Origin of the sequence: Streptomyces showdoensis (genome assembly GCF_039535475.1) — a bacterium.
In the GTDB taxonomy this organism is placed as follows: domain Bacteria; phylum Actinomycetota; class Actinomycetes; order Streptomycetales; family Streptomycetaceae; genus Streptomyces; species Streptomyces showdoensis.
Genome location: NZ_BAAAXG010000026.1, coordinates 1284857 through 1305683, shown reverse-complemented (window position 1 = coordinate 1305683; position 20827 = coordinate 1284857). Strand labels below are relative to the sequence as shown.

Annotated in this window: 24 protein-coding genes; 12 read left to right on the top strand and 12 right to left on the bottom strand. The window is 69.6% G+C overall.

Annotation, left to right across the window (positions count from 1 at the left end):
• Positions 1-71 precede the first annotated feature (71 nt).
• Positions 72-833: a phosphoglyceromutase gene (locus tag ABD981_RS18700; RefSeq protein WP_046908599.1), complete on the top strand. Its 762-nt coding sequence runs from the start codon at positions 72-74 to the stop codon at positions 831-833.
• A 78-nt stretch (positions 834-911) separates the two neighbouring features.
• Here ABD981_RS18700 and ABD981_RS18695 read toward each other — a convergent pair whose 3' ends face one another.
• The 6 genes from ABD981_RS18695 to ABD981_RS18670 form a co-directional block, all read right to left on the bottom strand.
• Positions 912-2147 carry a tyrosine-type recombinase/integrase gene (locus tag ABD981_RS18695; RefSeq protein ID WP_046908600.1) on the bottom strand — a complete coding sequence of 412 codons (1236 nt, stop codon included), beginning with the start codon at positions 2145-2147 and terminating at the stop codon, positions 912-914.
• Between the two features lie 423 nt (positions 2148-2570).
• Positions 2571-2795: a helix-turn-helix transcriptional regulator gene (locus tag ABD981_RS18690; RefSeq protein WP_046908601.1), complete on the bottom strand. Its 225-nt coding sequence runs from the start codon at positions 2793-2795 to the stop codon at positions 2571-2573.
• A 240-nt stretch (positions 2796-3035) separates the two neighbouring features.
• On the bottom strand, positions 3036-4670 hold the full coding sequence (locus ABD981_RS18685; RefSeq protein ID WP_046908602.1) for a hypothetical protein: 1635 nt from the start codon (positions 4668-4670) through the stop codon (positions 3036-3038).
• Positions 4667-5245, bottom strand: coding sequence for an HNH endonuclease (locus ABD981_RS18680; RefSeq protein ID WP_123954591.1), 579 nt, complete (start codon positions 5243-5245; stop codon positions 4667-4669). The genes ABD981_RS18685 and ABD981_RS18680 overlap by 4 nt, the downstream gene beginning before the upstream one ends.
• Entirely contained in the window at positions 5242-5691 is a 450-nt protein-coding gene (locus ABD981_RS18675; protein WP_046908603.1) for a helix-turn-helix transcriptional regulator, read from the bottom strand. The genes ABD981_RS18680 and ABD981_RS18675 overlap by 4 nt, the downstream gene beginning before the upstream one ends.
• Entirely contained in the window at positions 5688-6074 is a 387-nt protein-coding gene (locus tag ABD981_RS18670) for a hypothetical protein (protein WP_046908604.1), read from the bottom strand. The genes ABD981_RS18675 and ABD981_RS18670 overlap by 4 nt, the downstream gene beginning before the upstream one ends.
• A 211-nt stretch (positions 6075-6285) precedes the next feature.
• Here ABD981_RS18670 and ABD981_RS18665 point away from each other — a divergent pair, with 211 nt between their 5' ends.
• Together ABD981_RS18665 and ABD981_RS18660 are read left to right on the top strand one after the other, a co-directional pair.
• The gene (locus ABD981_RS18665; RefSeq protein WP_046908605.1) at positions 6286-6615 is read left to right on the top strand and encodes a GntR family transcriptional regulator; all 330 of its coding nucleotides are present in this window, start codon (positions 6286-6288) and stop codon (positions 6613-6615) included.
• Between the two features lie 288 nt (positions 6616-6903).
• Positions 6904-8022, top strand: a complete 1119-nt coding sequence (locus ABD981_RS18660) for an NsdA family TPR-like regulatory protein (RefSeq protein ID WP_240495274.1) — start codon at positions 6904-6906, stop codon at positions 8020-8022.
• Positions 8023-8665: 643 nt separating this feature from the next.
• On the opposite strand, the gene ABD981_RS18655 is transcribed toward ABD981_RS18660, so the two are convergent.
• The 3 genes from ABD981_RS18655 to ABD981_RS18645 all read right to left on the bottom strand — a co-directional run bounded on the left by ABD981_RS18655 (position 8666) and on the right by ABD981_RS18645 (position 11765).
• Positions 8666-9004, bottom strand: a complete 339-nt coding sequence (locus ABD981_RS18655) for a hypothetical protein (RefSeq protein WP_131723878.1) — start codon at positions 9002-9004, stop codon at positions 8666-8668.
• A gap of 333 nt (positions 9005-9337) precedes the next feature.
• Entirely contained in the window at positions 9338-9556 is a 219-nt protein-coding gene (locus tag ABD981_RS18650) for a YozE family protein (RefSeq protein WP_046908633.1), read from the bottom strand.
• Positions 9557-10307: 751 nt separating this feature from the next.
• Positions 10308-11765, bottom strand: coding sequence for a hypothetical protein (locus ABD981_RS18645; RefSeq protein ID WP_131723879.1), 1458 nt, complete (start codon positions 11763-11765; stop codon positions 10308-10310).
• A gap of 324 nt (positions 11766-12089) precedes the next feature.
• Between ABD981_RS18645 and ABD981_RS18640 the strand changes: the two genes are divergently transcribed.
• The 4 genes from ABD981_RS18640 to ABD981_RS18625 all read left to right on the top strand — a co-directional run bounded on the left by ABD981_RS18640 (position 12090) and on the right by ABD981_RS18625 (position 14068).
• On the top strand, positions 12090-12518 hold the full coding sequence (locus ABD981_RS18640; protein WP_046908607.1) for an ester cyclase: 429 nt from the start codon (positions 12090-12092) through the stop codon (positions 12516-12518).
• Positions 12519-12590: 72 nt separating this feature from the next.
• Entirely contained in the window at positions 12591-13016 is a 426-nt protein-coding gene (locus ABD981_RS18635) for a hypothetical protein (protein ID WP_131723880.1), read from the top strand.
• Between the two features lie 141 nt (positions 13017-13157).
• Entirely contained in the window at positions 13158-13514 is a 357-nt protein-coding gene (locus tag ABD981_RS18630; protein WP_046908609.1) for a hypothetical protein, read from the top strand.
• A gap of 71 nt (positions 13515-13585) precedes the next feature.
• The gene (locus ABD981_RS18625) at positions 13586-14068 is read left to right on the top strand and encodes a GNAT family N-acetyltransferase (protein ID WP_046908610.1); all 483 of its coding nucleotides are present in this window, start codon (positions 13586-13588) and stop codon (positions 14066-14068) included.
• A gap of 46 nt (positions 14069-14114) precedes the next feature.
• On the opposite strand, the gene ABD981_RS18620 is transcribed toward ABD981_RS18625, so the two are convergent.
• Together ABD981_RS18620 and phoU are read right to left on the bottom strand one after the other, a co-directional pair.
• On the bottom strand, positions 14115-14267 hold the full coding sequence (locus ABD981_RS18620; RefSeq protein ID WP_165590947.1) for a hypothetical protein: 153 nt from the start codon (positions 14265-14267) through the stop codon (positions 14115-14117).
• Between the two features lie 103 nt (positions 14268-14370).
• Positions 14371-15051: a phosphate signaling complex protein PhoU gene (gene phoU, locus ABD981_RS18615; RefSeq protein ID WP_046908611.1), complete on the bottom strand. Its 681-nt coding sequence runs from the start codon at positions 15049-15051 to the stop codon at positions 14371-14373.
• Positions 15052-15351: 300 nt separating this feature from the next.
• Here phoU and phoR point away from each other — a divergent pair, with 300 nt between their 5' ends.
• Complete coding sequence (gene phoR / locus ABD981_RS18610; RefSeq protein WP_240495275.1) at positions 15352-16653, top strand: two-component system sensor histidine kinase PhoR; 1302 nt, start codon at positions 15352-15354, stop codon at positions 16651-16653.
• 40 nt (positions 16654-16693) lie between these two features.
• Positions 16694-17365 carry a two-component system response regulator PhoP gene (gene phoP / locus ABD981_RS18605; protein WP_466728736.1) on the top strand — a complete coding sequence of 224 codons (672 nt, stop codon included), beginning with the start codon at positions 16694-16696 and terminating at the stop codon, positions 17363-17365.
• Between the two features lie 100 nt (positions 17366-17465).
• On the opposite strand, the gene ABD981_RS18600 is transcribed toward phoP, so the two are convergent.
• Entirely contained in the window at positions 17466-18080 is a 615-nt protein-coding gene (locus ABD981_RS18600) for a hypothetical protein (protein ID WP_046908612.1), read from the bottom strand.
• 634 nt (positions 18081-18714) lie between these two features.
• Between ABD981_RS18600 and ABD981_RS18595 the strand changes: the two genes are divergently transcribed.
• The 3 genes from ABD981_RS18595 (at position 18715) to ispF (ending at position 20768) form a co-directional block, all read left to right on the top strand.
• Positions 18715-19197, top strand: coding sequence for a CarD family transcriptional regulator (locus ABD981_RS18595; protein WP_003953493.1), 483 nt, complete (start codon positions 18715-18717; stop codon positions 19195-19197).
• Between the two features lie 301 nt (positions 19198-19498).
• On the top strand, positions 19499-20248 hold the full coding sequence (gene ispD / locus ABD981_RS18590) for a 2-C-methyl-D-erythritol 4-phosphate cytidylyltransferase (protein ID WP_046908613.1): 750 nt from the start codon (positions 19499-19501) through the stop codon (positions 20246-20248).
• Positions 20238-20768: a 2-C-methyl-D-erythritol 2,4-cyclodiphosphate synthase gene (gene ispF, locus ABD981_RS18585; RefSeq protein WP_046908614.1), complete on the top strand. Its 531-nt coding sequence runs from the start codon at positions 20238-20240 to the stop codon at positions 20766-20768. The genes ispD and ispF overlap by 11 nt, the downstream gene beginning before the upstream one ends.
• Positions 20769-20827 lie beyond the last annotated feature (59 nt).

Genomic DNA, 20827 nt, shown 5'->3' with positions numbered 1-20827 from the left:
CATCTCATACGCCGGACGCCAGCGAATTGACGGTGCGCGTCAATCGTCGGGTGTCGTCTAGGCTCGGACGCATGGCCGACGCACCGTACAAGCTGATCCTCCTCCGCCATGGCGAGAGCGAGTGGAACGAGAAGAACCTGTTCACCGGCTGGGTGGACGTGAACCTCACCGCGAAGGGCGAGAAGGAGGCGGCGCGCGGCGGAGAGCTGCTGAAGGACGCCGGTCTGCTGCCCGACGTGCTCCACACCTCCCTCCAGAAGCGCGCCATCCGCACGGCGCAGCTCGCCCTCGAGGCGGCCGACCGCCACTGGATCCCGGTCCACCGCTCGTGGCGCCTGAACGAGCGCCACTACGGCGCCCTGCAGGGCAAGGACAAGGCGCAGACGCTCGCCGAGTTCGGCGAGGAGCAGTTCATGCTGTGGCGCCGCTCGTACGACACCCCGCCGCCGCCGCTGGCCGACGACAACGAGTACTCCCAGGCCCACGACGCGCGTTACGCGACGATCCCGCCGGAGCTGCGTCCGCAGACCGAGTGCCTGAAGGACGTCGTCGAGCGCATGCTCCCGTACTGGTACGACGGCGTCGTCCCGGACCTGCTGGCCGGCCGCACGGTCCTGATCGCCGCCCACGGCAACAGCCTGCGCGCCCTGGTCAAGCACCTCGACGGCATCTCGGACGCGGACATCGCGGGCCTGAACATCCCGACGGGCATCCCGCTGGCCTACGAGCTCGACGAGAACTTCAAGCCGCTGAAGCCCGGCGGCACCTACCTCGACCCGGACGCCGCCGCCGCGGCGATCGAGGCCGTGAAGAACCAGGGCAAGAAGAAGTAGGAAAAGCGATCATGCCCCTGACCTGCTCTTATGGTGCAGATCAGGGGCATTTTCGCGCTCTGGGCCCACGCTGGGCCCTCAGCGCGGAGAGTCGTCAGGCCTCAGGGCCCTGCCGAGCGCCTGCCGTGCGCGGTCCCGGCTGCTCGGCATCAGGTGGGCGTACACCTTCAGCGTGAGTCCCGGGTCAGAGTGCCCCAGGTACTCGCTGACGGCCTTGATGCTCTCGCCTGCGTCCAGCAGCACCGAGGCGTAGAAGTGCCTCAGGGCGTGCATGCCGTGCTCTCGCGCGGCGGTGTGTTCCCGGCTCTTCGCCGCGGGGATGACGCCCACCTTGGCCAGTGCCGGCTTCCAGTGGTCCTCGTTCAGTGACGTGCGCCAGACGTGCCCACCCAGCGGGCCGGTGAAGAGCAGTCGCTTGGTCACAGGCGGACCGCCGGCGCGCATCCAGGGCAGCGTGATCTCCACCGGCGGGAAGAGCTTCATATGAGCCTTGAGCGCGTCCACCACCGGGTCGGGCAGGGGGACGTCACGCAGCTTGCCGCCCTTCGGTGGGGCGAACACCGGCTTACTCAGACTCAGCTTGAGCTGCTGTACGACGTGCAGCGTGGCGTTGTCGAAGTCCAGCTCTTCGACGGACAGTCCGAGGATCTCGCCCTGCCGGAGACCGCATCCGGCGCCCACGTCCACCATGGGCTGGAACCGCTCGACCAGGGCGGCGCGCATAGCGAAGACCCGTTCCGGCAGCCAGGGAACCACACGCCGCGCGCCCATCTCCGGGAGCGTCACGGTGCGTGAGTTGCAGGGGTTCCGCGGCAGGCAGCCGTCCTCGACGGCCGCGCTCAGGATGGCGCGGACGTTGGAGAAGATGACGCGCGCGTACGAGCCGGACATGCCGGAGGCTTCGAGCTGCGTCACGAACTCACGGATGTGGCTCGGCTGGAACGAGCCCAGCGGGCGGGTCCCGATCCGCGGGAAGGCGTGCAGCTTGAGCTGGGACTGCATCGACGCCTTGGTGTTCGGGTCGCCGCTCTGGCTCGCCAGCCACCCCTCCGCGAACTCCTGGAAGGTCGTCCGGGCCGCGTTCGGGTCGATGTACTGGCCCCGGGCCACGTCCGCGCTGATGCTGCTGAGCCACTGCTCGGCGAGACGCTTCTGCCCGTCGGCGAAGGACTTGGACTTCCGGGTGCCGTCAGGCGCGAAGTAGCGGGCCCGGTAGCGCAGGCCGCTGCCGTGGCGGGCGGTCTTGGTGCGGACGGTCTTGCCGTTGGCGTCGGTCTCGGTCTTGAACCAACGGTCTTGGATGCTGCCAGCCATGTGGGCTGTGTCCTCTCGGTTGGTGGCGTACCTGCCCTCAGGGAGGGAGGCATGGGGGTGCCGTGGAAGCGGCTGTGGAGGGGTTGTGGGGTGGCTGGGGAGGGTGCCTCCCTGCCTCCCTGGATGTGGGTTTGTGCAGGTCACTGGCAGGGAGGCGGGCCAGGGAGGCGGTGAGGGAGTTCTCCCTGCCTCCCTGGTGCCTCCCTGCCCGTGACGGGGGTGTGACGGGCGGAGTCACGGCCGTGACGGGCCCCCTTTACCCGCCTTACCTCGCAGGTCAGTGGCCTTTACCGCCCCCTCTACCGGGGTAGAGGGGCCCTCTACCTGAGCGGCTCCGGCGAGAGTGTGACGGTGGGGTGTGACCGGGGTGTGACGCCGTCACGGGTAGCGGGAGGGGGCTCTACCTCCCGCTCGGCCGGCGGGTCATGCTGCGGTGTCGGCGGCTTCCTGGTGCTGGACCCAGGTGCGGACGGCGGCGGGGTCATAGCGGACGTGGCGGCCGACGCGGAAGCCGGGCGGGCCGGTGCGCTGCTTGCGCCAGCGGTAGACGGTCTCGATGGGGACGGAGAACATCGAGGCGATGTCCTCGGGGGTCAGGTAGCGGTCCGGGAGTCCGGCGCGCAGGGTCTCGATCGGCTCGTTGGCCATGGGGTTGGGTGACTCCTCGTGTCCGTCGCGGGGCGAGGTGGGAGTGGTGCCGGTGGCCGTCCTGGAGAATTGCTGCATTTCAGCGTCCGCAGCGTCCCAGCGTCCGCACCGATCAGTCTTCGCAGGTCGGATGGGTGAGGGTTGCGGACTCTGGTGCGGACGCTGCGGGCATTGGACGGCTGTAGCGTCCGCAGCTCCGGCCGTGTCCGGGCCGCTGGTGCGCGGCCCGGTCCGACATCGTCAGTACTGGTCAGAGGGCCTGTGGCCCTGTCCGATCGGGGGTACGTCGGGCCACAGGGAGCCGGTCGGGGGTGCGGACGCTGTCTCCCCGGGGAGGTCGGTCCGGGTCAGCACGAGGAGCTTGTGGCGGTGCCGGTCCGGGCTGCGTTGCGTGTCGTCCACGGTGATCCCGACGGTCCGCAGGAGCGGGGCGAGGCGCCGGATCTTCCCGCCGGCGCGGGTCGCGTCCTTGGGCCAGGTGGGCGGCCGGATGCCGCCCGGGGCCTGGACGTGCTCCAGGAGTTGGGCGGCGGTGCCGGTCCAGGTGCCGCACTGCTCGACCAGGGCGACGACGGCGGAGCCGAACGGGTCGCCCTCCAGTGCGTCTCCGGCGACGGTCGCGGAGGCGGCCAAGTAGTCGTCCAGGGTGTTCCACTCCATGACCTGGTCGACGGCCGCGAGCACCCGGGCGAAGTCGGCCATGCGCGGTAGCGAGTCCAGTTTCACGTGGGGTAGTACCGCCAGAACCGTGGCCAGCAGATCAAACAGTGAGCCCAGGACGGCTGGCCGCACCGTCTCGAACGCGGTGTCCAGCTCCTCCTCGCTCCGGCGCCGCGAGGGATCGATGAGCTGGAGTTCGAGCATCAGCAGCCGCTCGGCCAGGTCCCCGGCGAAGGCTCCCGCGTCGATCGTGGTCATGGACAGCACGCGGCGGAAGGAGACCACCACGACATCGTCGTCGCTGTAGAGCTGCCGGTCCACGAACCCGTCGCCCGTGACGGCCTTGCACAGAGTGTCCGACAGCCAGCCAGGGATGGCGGAGACGTTGTCCAGGCACAGGGCCCAGGAGTTGAACGCCTGAATGGACCACGCCTTGAGGTCGCGAGGAGCGGAGCGCTTCGCCGCGGGCGAGGGGTCGACCAGGTTGACGACCATCTGCGCGGTCTTCGACTTCCCTGTGCCCTGCTCGCCCTTGAAGGTGATGACCGGGTGCGGGATGTTCGGGATCCACGCGGCGATCAGCCAGGCCACGAGCTGCCGGAAGGCGGACTCATTCATGTTGAACAGGCTGTGGAGCATGTTCAGTCCGTCTCCCAGAAGCGCCGGTGCGGGCATGGGTGCCATGGCTCCGGAGCGGCGGAACAGGATGGGCGAGCGGTCAACGATGTGCCAGCCGCCGGCCGACACAGTCACCGCGCGGCCGTCGGCGGTGCCCAGATCGACCACGATCGTGCCGAGGTCGTCCTGACCGACCCGCAGGTGCACCGGCACCGGGTCGTCGTCCTCTGCGATGCCCTCCAGGACCGTCATGGCGTCCGCGAGCGCGGACTGGGAGGCCACGTCACTCTCGTACGTCTCCGCGTACAGCCGGGCAAGTCGCTGCCGCAGCCCGGCACGTCCCTTGAACGGCAGGACGACGTTCGGGCCGTCGATCGCGACCGCGTACGGGCGGCCGTCGGCCGACATCACGAAACGGTACCGCTCCCGCGCGAGCTGGACGAGCCGCACGGCCGCCGAGGGCTTCTTGCCGCCGTCGTCGGCAGCCGGGCGCTTGTTCACGGTCGACCGCCTGGTGTTCACCGGGGCTGGGTCGGCCGGCTGGTTGGGATCGATCGGTCGGGTCTGGCCGTTCATGTGCTGGACGCTGCTGTTCACGCGCTCACCCCTCGATCGGTCGACCGTTCACAGGTGTTCATCCGGGCCGTACGGCGGTGGGAGTCGAGTCGACCGACCCGTACCCCACGCTGTTCCGACTTCTGGTGTTTTGTCTGGTCAGGGGTAGACCGTGCGGTGGTCGAACGGGCGTGAACGAGCCGCGCGAGCATCAACCAGTCGACCTCCTCGGGTCGGAGTCGGATCGGGTCGGAGTCGGCCGACCGATCGGGCCCCGTGAACGCCGACCCGTCGGCCGTGAACGCCCGACCGGTCGGGCCGTTCGTCGGCTGAACACCCGTGAACGTCGGGTCGGCCGACCAGACCAGCAGGAGTGCGAGCGACAGGAACAGTCGGTCGGCCTTGGCCCGGTTGCACGGCAGGCAGGCGAGCACCAGCGCGCTGACCGACCACGTGCGGTAGAGCGAGATGGGCACGACGTGGTCCATCGTCGCCTCCCGCAGGTCGCGGAAGCGGTGCCGGCAGTAGGCGCACCGCCAGCCGTCGCGGGCCGCGATCTGTGCCTTGCGGCTGCGACGGCGGGCGGAGTTGAGCTGTGGTCGGGCGTGCAGGCTCACGCGGACACCCCGGAGACGTCGACCAGGTCGAGCACGGTCCGCAGTGCGGACGAGAGCGAGCCCAGGTGCATGGCCATCGCGGTCGGGCTGGCACTGCCCAGGTCGAGGTTGTCGACCCGGCTCAGCGCGTCCCGCGCGGCGGCCAGCAGCACGGGCGGCACGGGCACCACGGTGGGCGTCTGCGGGGCCGTCTCCTGCGGCTGGCGGGCGGGCCACAGCTCCCACACGGTCGTACCCAGGATCCGGGCGACCGCGTGGGCGTGACGGGCGTACGGGCGCCGGCCGGGCTCGTTCACCCAGCGCTCCACCGTCTTCGGGTCCACCTGGAGCCGTTCGGCGAGTTCGGCGTAGGTCAGTCCGGCCTCCACCACGGCCTCCGCGAGTCGCATGTTCCGCTCAGGCGCCGACGTGGTCAGGTTCAGCGGGGTTTCGGGTGCGATCGTCACAGCGCCGCCTCCAGCCCGAACGCGCGGGTGATCGCGGAGCCGAGGGACTGCAGGTACTCGAACGACAGGGCGCGGCTTCCGGGCACCTTGCCCTGGTAGACGGCCATGACGTGCTCGGACCGCTGGTCCAGAGACAGGAGGTCCGTGGAGATGAGCGCGAACCGCACCGAGTCACGCACCACGTCGTCCCTGACCAGGTCCGCGTACGTCAGGCACACGCCCGGAGTGGTCACGAGCAGCGTCAGCAGCTCCGCGAACGACACGTGCGCCGTGATGGGGACGCTGATCCGTACCGGCTCGTTCGGGTCCGCGTCGCCGAACGTGTCGACGTGACTGCCGACCGGGCGACTGACCGAACGAAGAGCGAGGGATCCAGGCATCATAGTTGTACCCCTTCGTGGGTCGGGGAGCGGTGACTTTGCTTGGCCGCGAGCGCCGCTCCCTGCTTGCCCTAGGTCTTTGACCAGGGCTTTTCCTCTGATTCCGCCGCGTTTCCCCGGCGCCATCTACTAACTAGCGTGCACTAGTGCACGCTAGTCGTCAAGCGGTGTGCGATAGCGTGCACTAGTTCGCTCTAGTGGGTACTCTCAGGGCATGACTGTGACTGGGATCCCCAAGCCGAAGGCCGTCCAGGTCGCTGATGCGCTCCGTGAGGACGTCAAGAAGATGCAGCCCGGCGAGCGGCTGCCCACGCAGCGCGAATTGATGGACCGGTTCGGCTTTGCCGGCCAGACCATCCAGAACGGACTCGCGATCCTGCGCGCCGAGGGAGCGATTGTCTCGGCGGGAAACATGGGCAACTTCGTGAGCGGTGGCGAGGCGGGCGATAAGAACGACGAGCTCAAGGAAATCCGCTCCCAGATCCAGGCGTTGACTGAACGGGTCGCAGCGCTGGAAGGGCGCTCCGAGTCGGGCCGTGCTTGATCTGTATCCACCATGCGGCAAACGGAGCGTGTGCAGTAAGTGACACATGGGGGGCATCGCGGCAGGTGAGGGGACAGCACCGGTGTCCCCTGGCTGTCCCTTGCGTGTCCCCCCGGGCGATCGGCCAGACTCGCGGTAGGCACTCGGAAGAGAGGGCACATGGGCGACGACAGGCCCGCATGGGCACGGCGGATGGCTGCGGAGCGAGCGGCGCGCGACTGGTCACAACGGGATGCCGTTCGGGCCCTTCGGGCTCACGCACCCTCGGAGCTCCCGTCCGACGACAGCATGATCCGGCAGTGGAAGCGCTGGGAGTCCGGCGCTCTCCCCAACGACTTCTACCGTCCGGTCATCGCGGCCGTCTTCGGCACGGTGACGAACGCGCTCTTCCCGGCGCCCTCCCGCCGTGACGGCAACAGGGAGATCCTGGCCGCGAGCGGCATGGAGACGCTGGAGATCGTGAGCCGACTCAATCGGTCCGACGTCGACAATGCGACGCTCGACGCACTGCGGATCACGACGGACCGCCTGTGCTCCGAGTACCCGTTCATGCCGAGCGAACAGCTCCTCATCGAGGGCCGTCAGTGGTTGCGCCGGGTTGTTGAGCTGCACTCCAAGAGCCTCACGCTCGCCCAGCATCGGGAAGTGCTCGCCCTTTCGGGGTGGCTGGCTCTCCTCGTTGGCTGCGTGGAGTACGACTCTGGTGACCGTCACGCGGCCGAGTCGACGCGACGCGCAGCGCTCTCGATCGCGACAGAGGCGGATCACGCGGAAGTGGCCGGATGGGCTCACGAGATGCGGGCCTGGTTCGCTCTCACAACCGGCGATTACCGGGGAGTGATTGCCGCGGCTCAGGCCGGGGCGGAGGTCGCCTCCCACCACGGCGTGGCGGTACAGCTCGCCGGCCAGGAGGCGAAGGCTTGGGCGCGGCTCGGGGACCGGCGTCAGGTCGAGGTCGCGCTGGACAAAGGCCGGCGGCTGCTCGAAGGGATGCCGCATCCGGAGAACCTGGACAACCACTTCGTGGTCGATCCGGCGAAGTTCGACTTCTACTCGATGGACTGCTACCGCCTGGTGGGCGAGGACCGGCTTGCCCGGAACCTTGCCGAGGAAGTGCTGCGTGCGGGTACGGACTTCGATGGAACGGAGCGCTCGCCGATGCGCAACGCGGAGGCACGCGTGACGCTCGGCGTGACGGCGGCCCGCGAGGGTGACCTGGAACAGGCGCTCATCATGGGGGAACAGGCGCTCCAGGGAGACAGGCAGTCGGTCCCATCGCTCATCATGACGAGCCGCGAGCTGGCCGCCGAGGTCAAGCGCCGGTACAGCGACGAGCCGTCGGCTCAGGAGTACCTCGCGAACCTTCGAGCGCTCGGCCAGGAGAAGCCCGGCTTTCTGCCCAACTAGCAAGCACTCCTCCTTCCTCGGACCCCGGTTTCGCGCTGAGACCGGGGTCCCGGCGTCTTCCTTGCTAGACGCTAGAGCGCAGGTCAAGGCACCGATTGGCTGCTAGCGGGGGTGCTAGACCTAGCGCCCCCCGTTGCTAGACCTAGCGGCGCGTTCGGCCGGCCTTCTGCCTGTGGGAGGGGCTAGAAGGGGCGGCCCGTGGGCCGCTCGACCCTTGGCAGCTCGCTTCGCTCGCGCTGCGATGAGCGCCGTCTGCGGCCAGACGTTCGGCGCTCTGCCGCTTGTCTTGTCGCTTGTCGGCATGGACGTCCGTGTGCCCACCCAACGCGGCGAGAGGTCCTCTGACCTGCGTGGCGACAAGCGACAAGACAAGTGACAAGCGACAAGTGGACGACAAGCCGTTCCCCGTGCGGCGGAGGGCAGAAAGACCACAGCCCACGCCGCGCGCCCGGAGGATCTCTTTCCTGGGAGGCTTCTGCCCACTGGGGGGCGTATGCGGTTTCGATCACTCGCGGTGTTTCTCGGAGGGGGCTCTCGGGACTGCAGAGTCAAGGGCAGTTGCGTCCCCCAGGCCATGTTCGATATCGCCCGCCTTCACAGCCTGGCCCTATCGGGACACGGCTGCCCTGATGCGGGGCAGCCTTTAGCGGCTAGATCGCGCGCTTCCATCATCCTCAAGGGCGGATTGAGCAAGGCGCTCAAAGTCGCGAATCTGTTCTTCTATCGATGACGCAAAACCTTGCACGAAGCCAAGTGCATCGTGGCGGTCTCTCCGGTCGCTCTCGCTCATTGTCATGCCCTGAGTTTCAAGCATCCCCATCACGACGAATACTCGTGCTTCGCGCGTGACCTCGCTGGCCAGCTCTTCTATTTGCTGGGCGGCAATGCTTACTTGATCGGGACCCGATAGAACAACGTCAAGGCGGGCTCCCTGTAGGGCTGCCCAGGCTGTCTGCAGCTCTTGAGAGAATTGCTCAGTCACGACGTTATGGGAGTCGCGATGAGAGGTGGAGCGTCTCACCAAGTCCCGCACTTTGTATGCGGTACTCACGAATTCTCGGTAATGGGTTTGTCGGGACTGGAGTCGCTCTTTTCGGTGCTGGGATCGAGCGGCAATTCGAGCGGCCTCCCGCTGCGCCCAGCCCGTTGAAAGTGCGGCGCCGGTGGTTGCTACCGCGCCCGCCAATGCGCCGCATACAGCGGCCAATCCTGCGTCCATGGGCGCACCTTGTGTCAAAATCGGGCTCCGGGCTTTCGGGCACGCGGGGGCTGCTAGCTTATGCAGCAGCAGGCTTTCGGAGCATGGGTGAGGCGTTCAGTCCACCTGCGCGCGGTACAGATCCCAGGCCCGTTCAAGGGTCTCCACAGCCTGCGGCATCGCGCCCAGGTTCTCCAAGTACTCCCGTTGCCCATCAAGCTGCTTCCTTGAGGGCCAATTGGGATCGGAGGCCACGTCCCGGGCCAGATCGCCGATGGCGTTCCTGTCCTTAACGTGGCTCTTCAGCCACACGGTGAAGCTTTGAGGGCGCGTCATGGCCACATCCTCGCACCGCGCCGTCCACCGTGCGGCCGATTGCGGAGAGTTTGCGGACCTCCGCACAGACAAGAGGAGCACGCGGGGCCCGGGGTGCTCCTCTTGCCTGCGGGGGCTGGCCCCCATGGTGGTTCCGTGACGAGGGAGTGAGCGTCCGATGGTTGCTCTGCACTAAGAGCGCTTTGACCTGGGGTGATTCCCTTAGAGGGGGGATCTCTTACGGACGCTGCGGACACTGGCGGGCGCTACACATTTTGTTCAGCGTCCGCACGGAAACCGCAGGTCAGAGACCGCACGGAAGGTGCGTCGGACGCTGCGGACGCTGTTTTCTCTCAACTCTCTAGGATGAGAGGGAGAGGCTTTTCAGGAGTGGGGCGGCCGAGGATGCGCATCGCCGTCCTCTCCCCTCTGAAAAGCCCTCCCGAAGCTCCACGGAGCGGCAGGACGCCGGAGCCCTCGATCATCCCCGGGTGCCGATCCGGCGCCCACGGAAGTGCCCACGCCGCGCGGTCGGTTGGTGGACTCTTCCTCGATGACATGCGATAGCGGCCCGCCGGCCGGGACCCCCGGCCGTACGTCCGGTACGAGGTGCCGGTGGACCCAGGCGCTAACCGCTAACGCGCTGCTCACGGACGAGTTGGCCCGCTATCGGGGGCGCTAACGTTAGCGGGTAGTACCGATATCGAGACCCCGGAGTCCTAGCCCGGACACCAGTGAACAAGTCACCCGCCGGGTCCACTGAGGGTGGGACCTACAGGGACGGGTTGTACCCAGCGGCGCTCAGGGCTTGCCCCAGCGCGGGGTAGCTGTAGTAGTCGCCAGTCCCTTCGATCGCTCGGACCTTGGTCAGGAACTCGCCAAACACCGGGGCCCGCTCCGGGCCAAGGTGCGCGGTTCCCTGGAACAACTGCACCGCGAAGGCGGGCATGTCGGAGGCCCGGCGGCATTCTCCGTTCGCGCACCAGGCCCCCAACACGGTGCGCAGCCTCTCGATGGTCAGGAACGGGGCGTGGTGGAGAAGAAGCAAACCAGCCTGATTGCCGGAGCGCCAGCTCGGCGCCTCCTGGATGAGTTGGATCACGGCGGGCACGAAGTATGGATCGGGTCGCTCTGCGGCCACGAAGAGGCGTTGCGTCCACGAGAGGCTCGTGAACCGAGGTTCCAGCACCGGCAGCCGTTCGCGCGCGAAAGGGCTGAGGATCAGGGCCATGACGGCGGAGTGCTCAGCCGGGAGCGGATCCCATTCCGAGACGGTGACAGGCGTGTCCACCATGCCCTGCAGACGGGTGCCCAAGGCCTCGTCCACGCTGTTCCAGAAGAAGTCCTGGTCTCCGAGCCGCGCGAGCGCTCGCAACTGCGTGGCACCGTCGAGCACCTGGAACCGCTCACTCTGCGCCGCCACCGCCGCGCGGACCAGTTCCCGGTCGCGTTGCGCGAAGGCGAGCAACGCCGTGGCCATCCGGTCGGCGTGCTCGACGGCGGGCATCCGGCCTGCGGGATCGAGTTCAAGCAGCGCGTGCTTGGCGGCGAACTTGGTGATCGTCGACCGGGCCGCGGTGCGAACTCGATCGAAGAAGGTGGCTTGGATATGGGGAAGCGTCGGCACGAACAATGGGTCGCAGATGTAGGCGGAGAACTCGTCGAGTACCTTGCCCCCCTGCGTGGGCGGGTTGGTGAGCAGCGTGTTCAATGCGATGGCCAGGTGACCGCGGGCTACTTCCGGGCGAGGCTCGTAGACGTCGCCAAGGGCGCGCAGTGACGGGTGAACGCACAGGTTGCGGTCCTCGCGGATGCGCTCCAGTTCGCGCACGCCGATCGAGTCGATCAGTTCGAAGTCGGCGGCCTTGTCTAGCAGCGTCGCCTCAATTGCCTGCATGGCGCGTACGCCGTCTTTGTTCAGCCCCTTGCCTTGGGCACTCCTCAGGGTGGTACGGAACGGCACCGCTTGGGTGTCGCCGTCGTCGGCCATCCATACGAGCTTGGTGATGATGTCGGCGGTGATCGCCGTCCAGGTCGCGGCGATACATGCACGGGTGGCGCCGGCGTTGTAGCAACGCCAGGCCTCCGCGGCTAGCGGCCGGACGTCCGGGCTCCACACCTGCCTGATCAAGGTCTCCATATCCGTCACGCGCACCATCTTGTCTCCGGCGAGCACATGGCACCGGAAAACAGCAGAGAAGTGACCTCTGAATCCTTCCTGGTGGGTCACTTGTTCTTCGGTGTCCCGGCTAGGACTTCAGGGCCATCAATGCCGGTGCGGTGGGCCCCGCGCTGGGCCCTCTCGGGGCCCTCCGACGGCGACCGGTGACGGCCAACGACGACCAATAATGACCGCTCGACCGCAGGTCACTCGGGGTGCACGGCCCTCTGACCAGGGGCGGAAGACGGGCCCGCCAGACCCAGGGCAAGAAGTAGTCCTGACCCACGAAAGAGCCCCCTGCCCGCGGTTTCTCCGCCGGGAGGGGGCTTCTTCGTGCGCTGGGGCCGTCGGTCCGGGCCGCCCGCCGCGGGGACGGAATGCCAGACTGCGACCATGATCGATGCCAAGGAGACCGTCCACCAGTTCCTGCTGCAGGTGCGCTCGGGGCTGCACCCGGAGCGAGCCGGTCGATTCATGGCCGACCGGGTCCGGGCCCACCAGGTCGAATCGGAGGCGCCGGCGATCGTGGAGCGGACGCCGCAGCAGTACGCGGAGCACGTTCGGGAGATGCTGGACGCGTACGGCGCCTTCACGCTGACGGTGGACGAGCTCATCGCCGAAGGAGATCGGGTCTACGCCCGCTGGACCCAGACCGGTCGGCACGTCGGACCGGTCGCCGGCCATCCGCCGACCGGCGCGCCCGTCACGGCGATGACCAGCGCGGTCTATCGCGTCGAGGACGGACTCATCGTCGAGTACTGGATCCAGATCGACCGGCAGGGAATCGCCGCCCAGCTCCAGGCGCCGGCTGCCGATCACTGATCCGCGAGGCCCTCGCGTGCTGCTCGGTAGAGTGCCGCGCGGACACGGGCGGTACGAACACGGGGGTGGCGCATGGGAGTCGGGCGGGCTGTCGGGGTGCGGCCGTGGCACGTGTTCGTCTGCGCGGCGGGGCTGGTGCTGCTCGCGCTCCTCGAGCGGGTGCAGGGGTTCCGGTCGGGGCGTCAGTACGTGCTGTGTCACGCGGCGCCGGTGCTGGACCACCGCACGCTGCTCGCCCTCGCCCTGGTGGCGGCGGCCTTCCTCGCCGGTGTCGTCGGCGCGGCCGCCGCGGCCCTGCGGGGCCGGCCGGTCCGGCCCGGGCTCCTCGTCCTCTGCATGGTGGCCGCCCTCGCCTTCGTGGTGGCCGCCGACCGGGTGGACGACGGCGGCGAGCGGCGGGCGGCGGAGCTGGCCGCCGGGCCCTTCGACGAGAAGTCCTGCGACTACGCGCCGCAGGTGTACTCGGCCACGCCCGGCTGGTTCTCCCTCGGGACCTGACGCCGGGCCGCGGCCGGACGGGTGAGGGCGAAACCTTCCGGCCCGGGGGCTCCGCATGGCGGGCGCCGCGGGGGAGCAGAGGTGCAGACGACCCAGGTCGCTCCAGTCGACCCAGCCACCTCACGAAACGAGTAACCCCCCGTGCGTCTCCGGCACTCCCTCGCCGCCGCTTGCGGTGCCCTCGCCCTGACGGCCACCCTCGCCACGCCCGCCCACGCCGCCACCGGCGACTTCCACTACAAGGCCGTCGGCCAGAACGGCTCGCCGATCCTCGTCACGCTGCACGACCCGGAGAGCGGGACGTGCCTCACCCTCCCCGAGGTCGCGGACCCGGACGCCTCCGAGCCGGCCTTCGCCCCGCACAACGACACCGACGAGTACGCGCTCGTCTTCACCGGCCCCGAGTGCACCGGCGCCGAGTGGCGCCTCCGCCCGCACGGCCGGCCCGCCTCGGACCGGCTGAAGCTGCGCTCGGTCGTGTTCCTGCCGGGCCAGTGAACGGTAGGGCCCCCTTCCAGGGGGCCCTATTCACGCGCAGCGCGCGCCCGCGATTGGTTACCGTCCAGGCCATGAGCACGTCACTGCGCCTCGAACAGGTCACCCCCGCCACCATCGACGCCGCCCTTGAGCTGCGCGTCCACCCGCACCAGGAGAAGAACGTCGCCCCCGTCGTGCGCTCGCTCGCCGAGGCGTACGCGTACGGGGAGACGGCCTGGCCGCGGCTGGTGTTCGACGGGGACGAGCTCGTCGGCTTCCTCATGGCCTTCGTCGACATCCAGTGGAACGCCGAGAAGGACCCGGCCGACCGGCGCAGCGGGCTGTGGCGGCTGAACATCGGGGCCGAGCGCCAGGGCAAGGGGTACGGGCGGTTCGCCGTCGACGCCGTGCGGGAGGAGCTCGTGCGGCGCGGGGCGCGCGAGATGTACGTCTGCTGGGAACCGGGGGAGCACGGGCCCGGGGAGTTCTACCGGCGGCTCGGGTTCCGGGAGACCGGGGAGCGGGCCGGGGAGCAGCTCGTCGGCGTGCTGGAGATCGGCCCCGAGCAGGGCTGAGGAGCGCGGAGGCGGGGCCCGCCCTCGCGGGTCCCGCCTCACACGATCAGCCGGAGCAGCCCCCGCACTGGCACGGTCCGCCGGACTGGCAGCCGCAGCCGCAGCCCGAGCCGCAGCCGCAGGCGCCGAGGACGGGCAGGAACTCCGCGTCGCGCGGGGTCTCCTGCTGGGGGTCGGTGGTCGGAGCGGATTCGGCCATGGGGTCCCTCCCTGGAAGGCGTACCTCGCCTCCTCCCATTGGATGCCCAGCCACCAGGGCGCATCAACGGCGCACTGTTGTGCGAGCTCCGCCTCCGCGCGGCTTACGCGCCCTCGACCGGCGACTCCGCCGGCTGGAGCTCGTCCGCGTGCTCACCCGTCACCAGGTAGACCACGCGCTTCGCCACCGACACCGCGTGGTCCGCGAACCGCTCGTAGTAGCGGCCCAGCAGCGTCACGTCGACGGCGGTCTCGATGCCGTGGCTCCAGCGGTCGTCCATCAGGTGCTGGAAGAGCGTGCGGTGCAGCAGGTCCATCTCGTCGTCGTCCTGCTCCAGCTGGAGCGCGAGGTCGACGTCCTTGGTGATGATGACCTCCGCCGCCTTCGCCATCAGGCGCTGCGCCAGCTGCCCCATCTGCAGGATCGTGGCGTGCAGGTCGTTCGGCACCGCGCGGTCCGGGAAGCGCAGCCGGGCCAGCTTGGCCACGTGCTGGGCCAGGTCGCCCGAGCGCTCCAGGTCGGCGCTCATGCGCAGCGAGGTGACCACGATCCGCAGGTCCGTCGCCACCGGCTGCTGCCGGGCGAGCAGGGCTATCGCGCGGGCCTCCAGGTCGTGCTGGAGGTCGTCGACCCTCTGGTCCGCGGCGATCACGCTCTCCGCCAGCTTCAGGTCCGCGTCCAGCATCGCCGTCGTGGCGCGCCCGATCGCCGACCCGACCAGGCGGGCCATCTCGACCAGGCCCTCGCCGATCGAGTCAAGTTCCTCGTGGTACGCGTCACGCATGGATGTCCCTCTCTGGCTCTGCCTGCCTCGGTGCGAGGCACCGGTTCCGGTGGTCCGGTTCCGGGGTTCCGGGTGGGCTCGGACTCCCACGCTCCCACGTTCGGCCCCCTACGCGTCCGGATCCACCCCCTCACATGAACCGGCACTTTCCCCCAGGTGAACTCTGGGCGACGCGGGGCGCAGTCTCCACCAGGGCAAATGAACCAGCACCGTCCCCATGGTGAACTCTGGGCGACGACTGTTCGAGCAGCCACTCGGACGGCTGGGAGAGTGTCGGCGGACCCGCATAACCTTGATGCCATGGACGTGAACGCGGCGGTCGCCGCATTGGCCGCTATCGCCGGAGTGTGCACCGGCGTGATCGCCATGCTGGCGTTCCGCTGGAGCGAGCGCGACCAGGCGAGACCCACCCGTACCTCCCTGCACACCGACGCCGTGCTCCCGCCCGGCGTCGACACCGTGCTGTCCGTGCTGCGCTCCTCCGCGGTCGTCCTCGACGAGAGCGACTCGGTGGTCAAGGCCAGCTCGGCGGCGTACGCCCTCGGTCTGGTCCGGGGCGGGAAGCTGGCCGTGGAGCCGATGCTCAACATGGCCCGCGACACCCGCCGGGACGGGGAGATACGGCAGGTCGAGCTCGACCTGCCGCGGCGCGGCACGGGACGCGGCGAGGCCCTCGCCGTCTCCGCCCGGGTCGCCCCGCTGGGTTCGCGCCTGGTGCTGCTGCTCGTCGAGGACCTGACCGAGGCGCGCCGGATCGAAGCGGTGCGGCGCGACTTCGTCGCCAACGTGAGCCATGAGCTCAAGACTCCCGTGGGTGCGCTCTCCCTGCTCTCCGAGGCCGTCATGGACGCCTCGGACGACCCCGAGGCGGTCACCCGCTTCGCCGGCCGGATGCAGATCGAGGCCACCCGCCTCACCAACCTCGTACAGGAGCTCATCGACCTCTCCCGGGTGCAGAACGACGACCCGCTGGAGGACTCGGAGCCGGTGCGGGTGGACGAGCTGGTCGCGGAGGCGATCGACCGCTCCCGCCACACCGCGTCCACCAAGCAGATCACCATGGCCTCCGGCGGCACCGCCGACCTGCACGTCTGGGGCAGCCGGGGGCAGCTCGCCGCCGCCCTCGGCAACCTCGTCGAGAACGCCGTCAACTACTCGCCGGCCCGTACCCGGGTGGGCATCGCCGCCCGCCGCGTCGCGGCACCCGGCGGCGACCTGATCGAGATAGCCGTGACCGACCAGGGCATCGGCATCTCGGAGAAGGACCGCGAGCGGATCTTCGAGCGCTTCTACCGCGTCGACCCGGCCCGCTCCCGCGCCACGGGAGGCACCGGGCTCGGCCTGGCCATCGTCAAGCACGTGGCCGCCTCGCACGGCGGGGAGGTCACGGTCTGGAGCACCGAAGGCCAGGGCTCCACCTTCACCCTGCGGCTGCCCGAGGCGGGCGCCGCGCGGCGGAACCGCGGGTCGGGCGCCGAGGCCGGACCGGACCCGGACCTCGACCCCGACTTCGACCCGGACTTCGACACGGAGTTCGGCGCCGAGTTCGGCGCCGCGCCCGGCACCGCCGCCTCCGCCTCTCCCACACCCCCGATCTCATGACCGAACCGCTCCCCGCCCCGGAGGTCCTTCCGTGACCCGAGTGCTTGTCGTCGAGGATGAGGAATCCTTCAGCGACGCCCTGTCCTACATGCTCCGCAAGGAGGGCTTCGAGGTCGCCGTCGCGGCGACCGGGCCCGACGGCCTCGACGAGTTCGAGCGCAACGGGGCGGACCTCGTCCTCCTCGACCTGATGCTGCCGGGTCTGCCCGGTACCGAGGTCTGCCGCCAGCTGCGCGGCCGCTCGAACGTCCCGGTCATCATGGTGACCGCGAAGGACAGCGAGATCGACAAGGTCGTCGGCCTGGAAATAGGAGCCGACGACTACGTGACGAAGCCCTTCTCCTCGCGGGAGCTGGTCGCCCGCATCCGCGCGGTCCTGCGCCGCCGCGGAGAGCCGGAGGAGGTCACCCCCGCGGCCCTGGAGGCCGGCCCGGTCCGCATGGACGTCGACCGCCACGTGGTCACCGTCGCGGGCGGCAAGGTCGACCTGCCGCTGAAGGAGTTCGACCTCCTGGAGATGCTGCTCCGCAACGCGGGCCGCGTCCTCACCCGCATGCAGCTCATCGACCGCGTCTGGGGCGCGGACTACGTGGGCGACACCAAGACCCTCGACGTCCACGTGAAGCGCCTCCGCGCCAAGATCGAGCCGGACCCGGGCGCGCCGCGCTACCTGGTGACGGTGCGCGGCCTGGGCTACAAGTTCGAGCCGTAGGCCGCGGGCCCGTACGACTCCTCGGCGAGCCTCTGAGGGCATACGAAAAGGGGCGCCCCCTCCACAGGGAGGGGGCGCCCCTTTTCGTACTCCTGGACGGTCAGTGACCGGCCGCGTGGGTCGCCTCGCCCGACGGGGTGGCGGTGCCCGACGGGGTCGTCGTGGCGGTGGCCGTCGGCGCGGTGGCCGGCGGGGCCGGGACCTCGGAGGGGCCGAAGTCCTTGAAGTAGCTGTGGGCCGGGACGACGAAGGCGGCGATGCCGACGTCGCCGGTCTTGCTCAGCTTGAAGACGAGCTTCTGGGAGTCGCCGTTCTTCGCCTCGCGCAGGCCGCCCTCGATGGTGGCGGACGCGTTGCCCTTGCCGCCGATGACGACGGAGCCGCCGGCGGGGACGACGACCGGGCCGTCGCCCTCGGCCGCCTTGAGCTTCACCGGGCCGGCAGCGCCCGGCAGGGTGATCGAGTCGAGGGTCTGGCGGGTGAGGCCGTTGTTGAAGACCGTCGCGGAGACGACGGCGGGGCCCACGGCGCCGGGGTCGGGCTGGGTGATCACCAGTGCGTTCTGGATCTGGACGTCCTCGACCGTGACGGCGGCGTTGTCCGGCCGGATGCCGAGCGTCTGGGCGTCGTTGCCCGCGCCACAGGCGGACAGCGAGGCGATCGAGATCACGATGGCGGTGGCGGCGAGGGCGCCGCGTCGAAGGCTGCGGCTCACGGCGGCGGCATCTCCTAGGACGAACGGACAAGGCTAAGGACGAGCTAAGGGTGTGTCAGCGGGCCTTAGGTTACCGAGCCGCACTCTCCGTCCCGCACCCGACCCGCCCCCTACGCGCCGTCCGGGTCGCCGAGCCGGGCGCGTCAGCCCCTCTCCGTAGCGTCATGAACACGCCGACATGGCCGGATCACGTCCCATTGGCCTGCCGTTCACATAACCGCGGTGATCAATTCGACCGGCGCCCGCATTCCGCCCGCCCGCACTCCGAAACCGGCTCTCGGAAAATCCCGGGCCGGCCTCCCGGTGATCAATTCGGGATTCGGTCGGTTGAGTACGCTGGATGCATCCGTACGGGTGGACGATCCTCGAACGGAGTACGTGAAGAGCGCCACACCGAACCGGGCAAACCGGGGCATCGACCCTCTGTCGGGGCGCCCCGGACGGGTGTAACGTGCGCGTTTCTCTCCGTCCGCGCAGCCGCTCCGACCTGCGAATACCGCCCTCCGGAAGCCCGTCGCAGCACGTTCGCCGCGCTGTTGTCAAGCCCCGAGATATGCCCTGACCTGCGAAAACGCCATTCAGAAGAAGCCGTATCCGTGTTACCCTGGATAGCCACGGAAGGGGTACCTGTCACATGACGTTCAAGGTTGGCGACACCGTGGTCTATCCCCATCACGGGGCCGCGCTGATCGAGGCCATCGAAACTCGCCAGATCAAAGGCGTGGACAAGACCTACTTGGTGCTCAAGGTCGCGCAGGGCGACCTGACGGTTCGCGTCCCGGCTGACAATGCGGAGTTCGTCGGAGTTCGCGACGTGGTCGGTCAGGACGGGCTGGACCGGGTCTTCGAGGTGCTGCGCGCGCCGTACGCCGAAGAGCCGACGAACTGGTCTCGTCGTTACAAGGCAAATCTGGAGAAGCTCGCCTCCGGCGACGTCATCAAGGTCGCCGAAGTGGTGCGCGACCTGTGGCGCCGCGAGCGGGAGCGTGGCCTCTCCGCAGGTGAGAAGCGCATGCTCGCCAAGGCTCGCCAGATCCTGGTGAGCGAGCTCGCTCTCGCGGAGAACACCAACGAGGACAAGGCCGAGGCTCTCCTCGACGAGGTGCTCGCGTCCTGACGCCTGCGCTCTGACGCCTGGCGTCCAGCCATGCTCATCACCCATGCCGCGGTGCCTGTCGGCGCGCGCTGTGAATCCCACCGATGAACCCATCGGTGCCACAGTGCCGTCGCCGGGCACCGCGGCATGTTCGTCTCTCTTTTCCCGACCCCCTGCACATCTCCGGGCACCTGTCCGTGACGCTTTCGCAAGGCGACGCCCCGACCGTCGTCACGGAAAGGGCCCGGTCGAGGCGTCGCAACAAGCTCGTTGACGCCATACCCACGTCGCCCGCGGAAACAAACCTGCCGGAGTGCAACCGATGTCAGACGAAGCGCGTCCTCCACGTACCGCCGTGGTGATTCCCGCGGCCGGCCGGGGCGTGCGCCTCGGCCCGGGCGCCCCCAAGGCGCTCCGCGCGCTGAACGGCACCCCCATGCTCGTCCACGCCGTCCGGGCGATGGCCGCCTCCCGCGCCGTCTCCCTCGTCGTCGTGGTCGCGCCCCCCGACGGCGCCGGCGAGGTCAAGAACCTCCTCGACGCGCACGCGCTGCCCGAGCGGACCGACTACGTCGTCGTCCCCGGCGGCGACACCCGCCAGGAGTCCGTGCGCCTCGGCCTGGACGCCGTCCCCGAGGACGTCACCACCGTCCTCGTGCACGACGCCGCCCGCCCGCTGGTCCCGGTCGACACCGTCGACGCCGTGATCGAGGCGGTACGGGACGGGGCCGTGGCCGTCGTCCCCGCGCTGCCCGTCGCCGACACGGTGAAGGAGGTCGAGCCGGCCGAGCGCCCCGGCGGCCCCGAGCAGGTCGTCGCCACCCCGGTCCGCGCCCGCCTGCGCGCCGTCCAGACCCCGCAGGGCTTCGACCGCGACACGCTCGTCAACGCCCACGCGACCGTCGCCCTCACCGGCGAGGGCGCCACCGACGACGCCGGCATGGTCGAGAAGCTCGGCGCCCCCGTCGTCGTCGTGCCCGGCCACGAAGAGGCCTTCAAGGTCACCCGCCCGCTCGACCTGGTCCTCGCCGAGGCCGTACTCGCCCGCAGGAGGGCCACCGATGGTTTCTGACAGCCGCCCCACGCCCCCGCTCCTGCCCCGCACCGGCATCGGCACCGACGTCCACGCCTTCGAGAAGGGGCGCGAGCTGTGGTGCGCCGGCCTGCTCTGGGACGAGGACGCGAGCGAAGGCTTCGGGCTCGCCGGGCACTCCGACGGCGACGTCGCCGCGCACGCCGCCTGCGACGCGCTCTTCTCCGCCGCCGGCGTCGGCGACCTCGGCGCCCACTTCGGCACCTCCCGCCCCGAGTGGTCCGGCGCCGCCGGCGTCACCCTGCTCGCCGAGGCCGCCCGGATCGTCCGCGCCGAGGGGTACGAGATCGGCAACATCGCCGTCCAGGTGATCGGCGTCCGCCCCAAGATCGGAAAGCGCCGCGACGAGGCCCGGAAGGCGCTGAGCGAGGCGGCCGGTGCGCCGGTCTCCGTCTCGGGCACCACCACCGACGGGCTCGGCCTGACCGGGCGGGCCGAGGGCCTGGCCGCGATCGCCACCGCGCTCCTCTATCCCGTATCGCCCGCACCGGCTCCGTAATCGGCCCCGTAGGCGCAAAAAAGGCGCCCCGCGACCGGGAATCGGGCGCGGGGCACTAC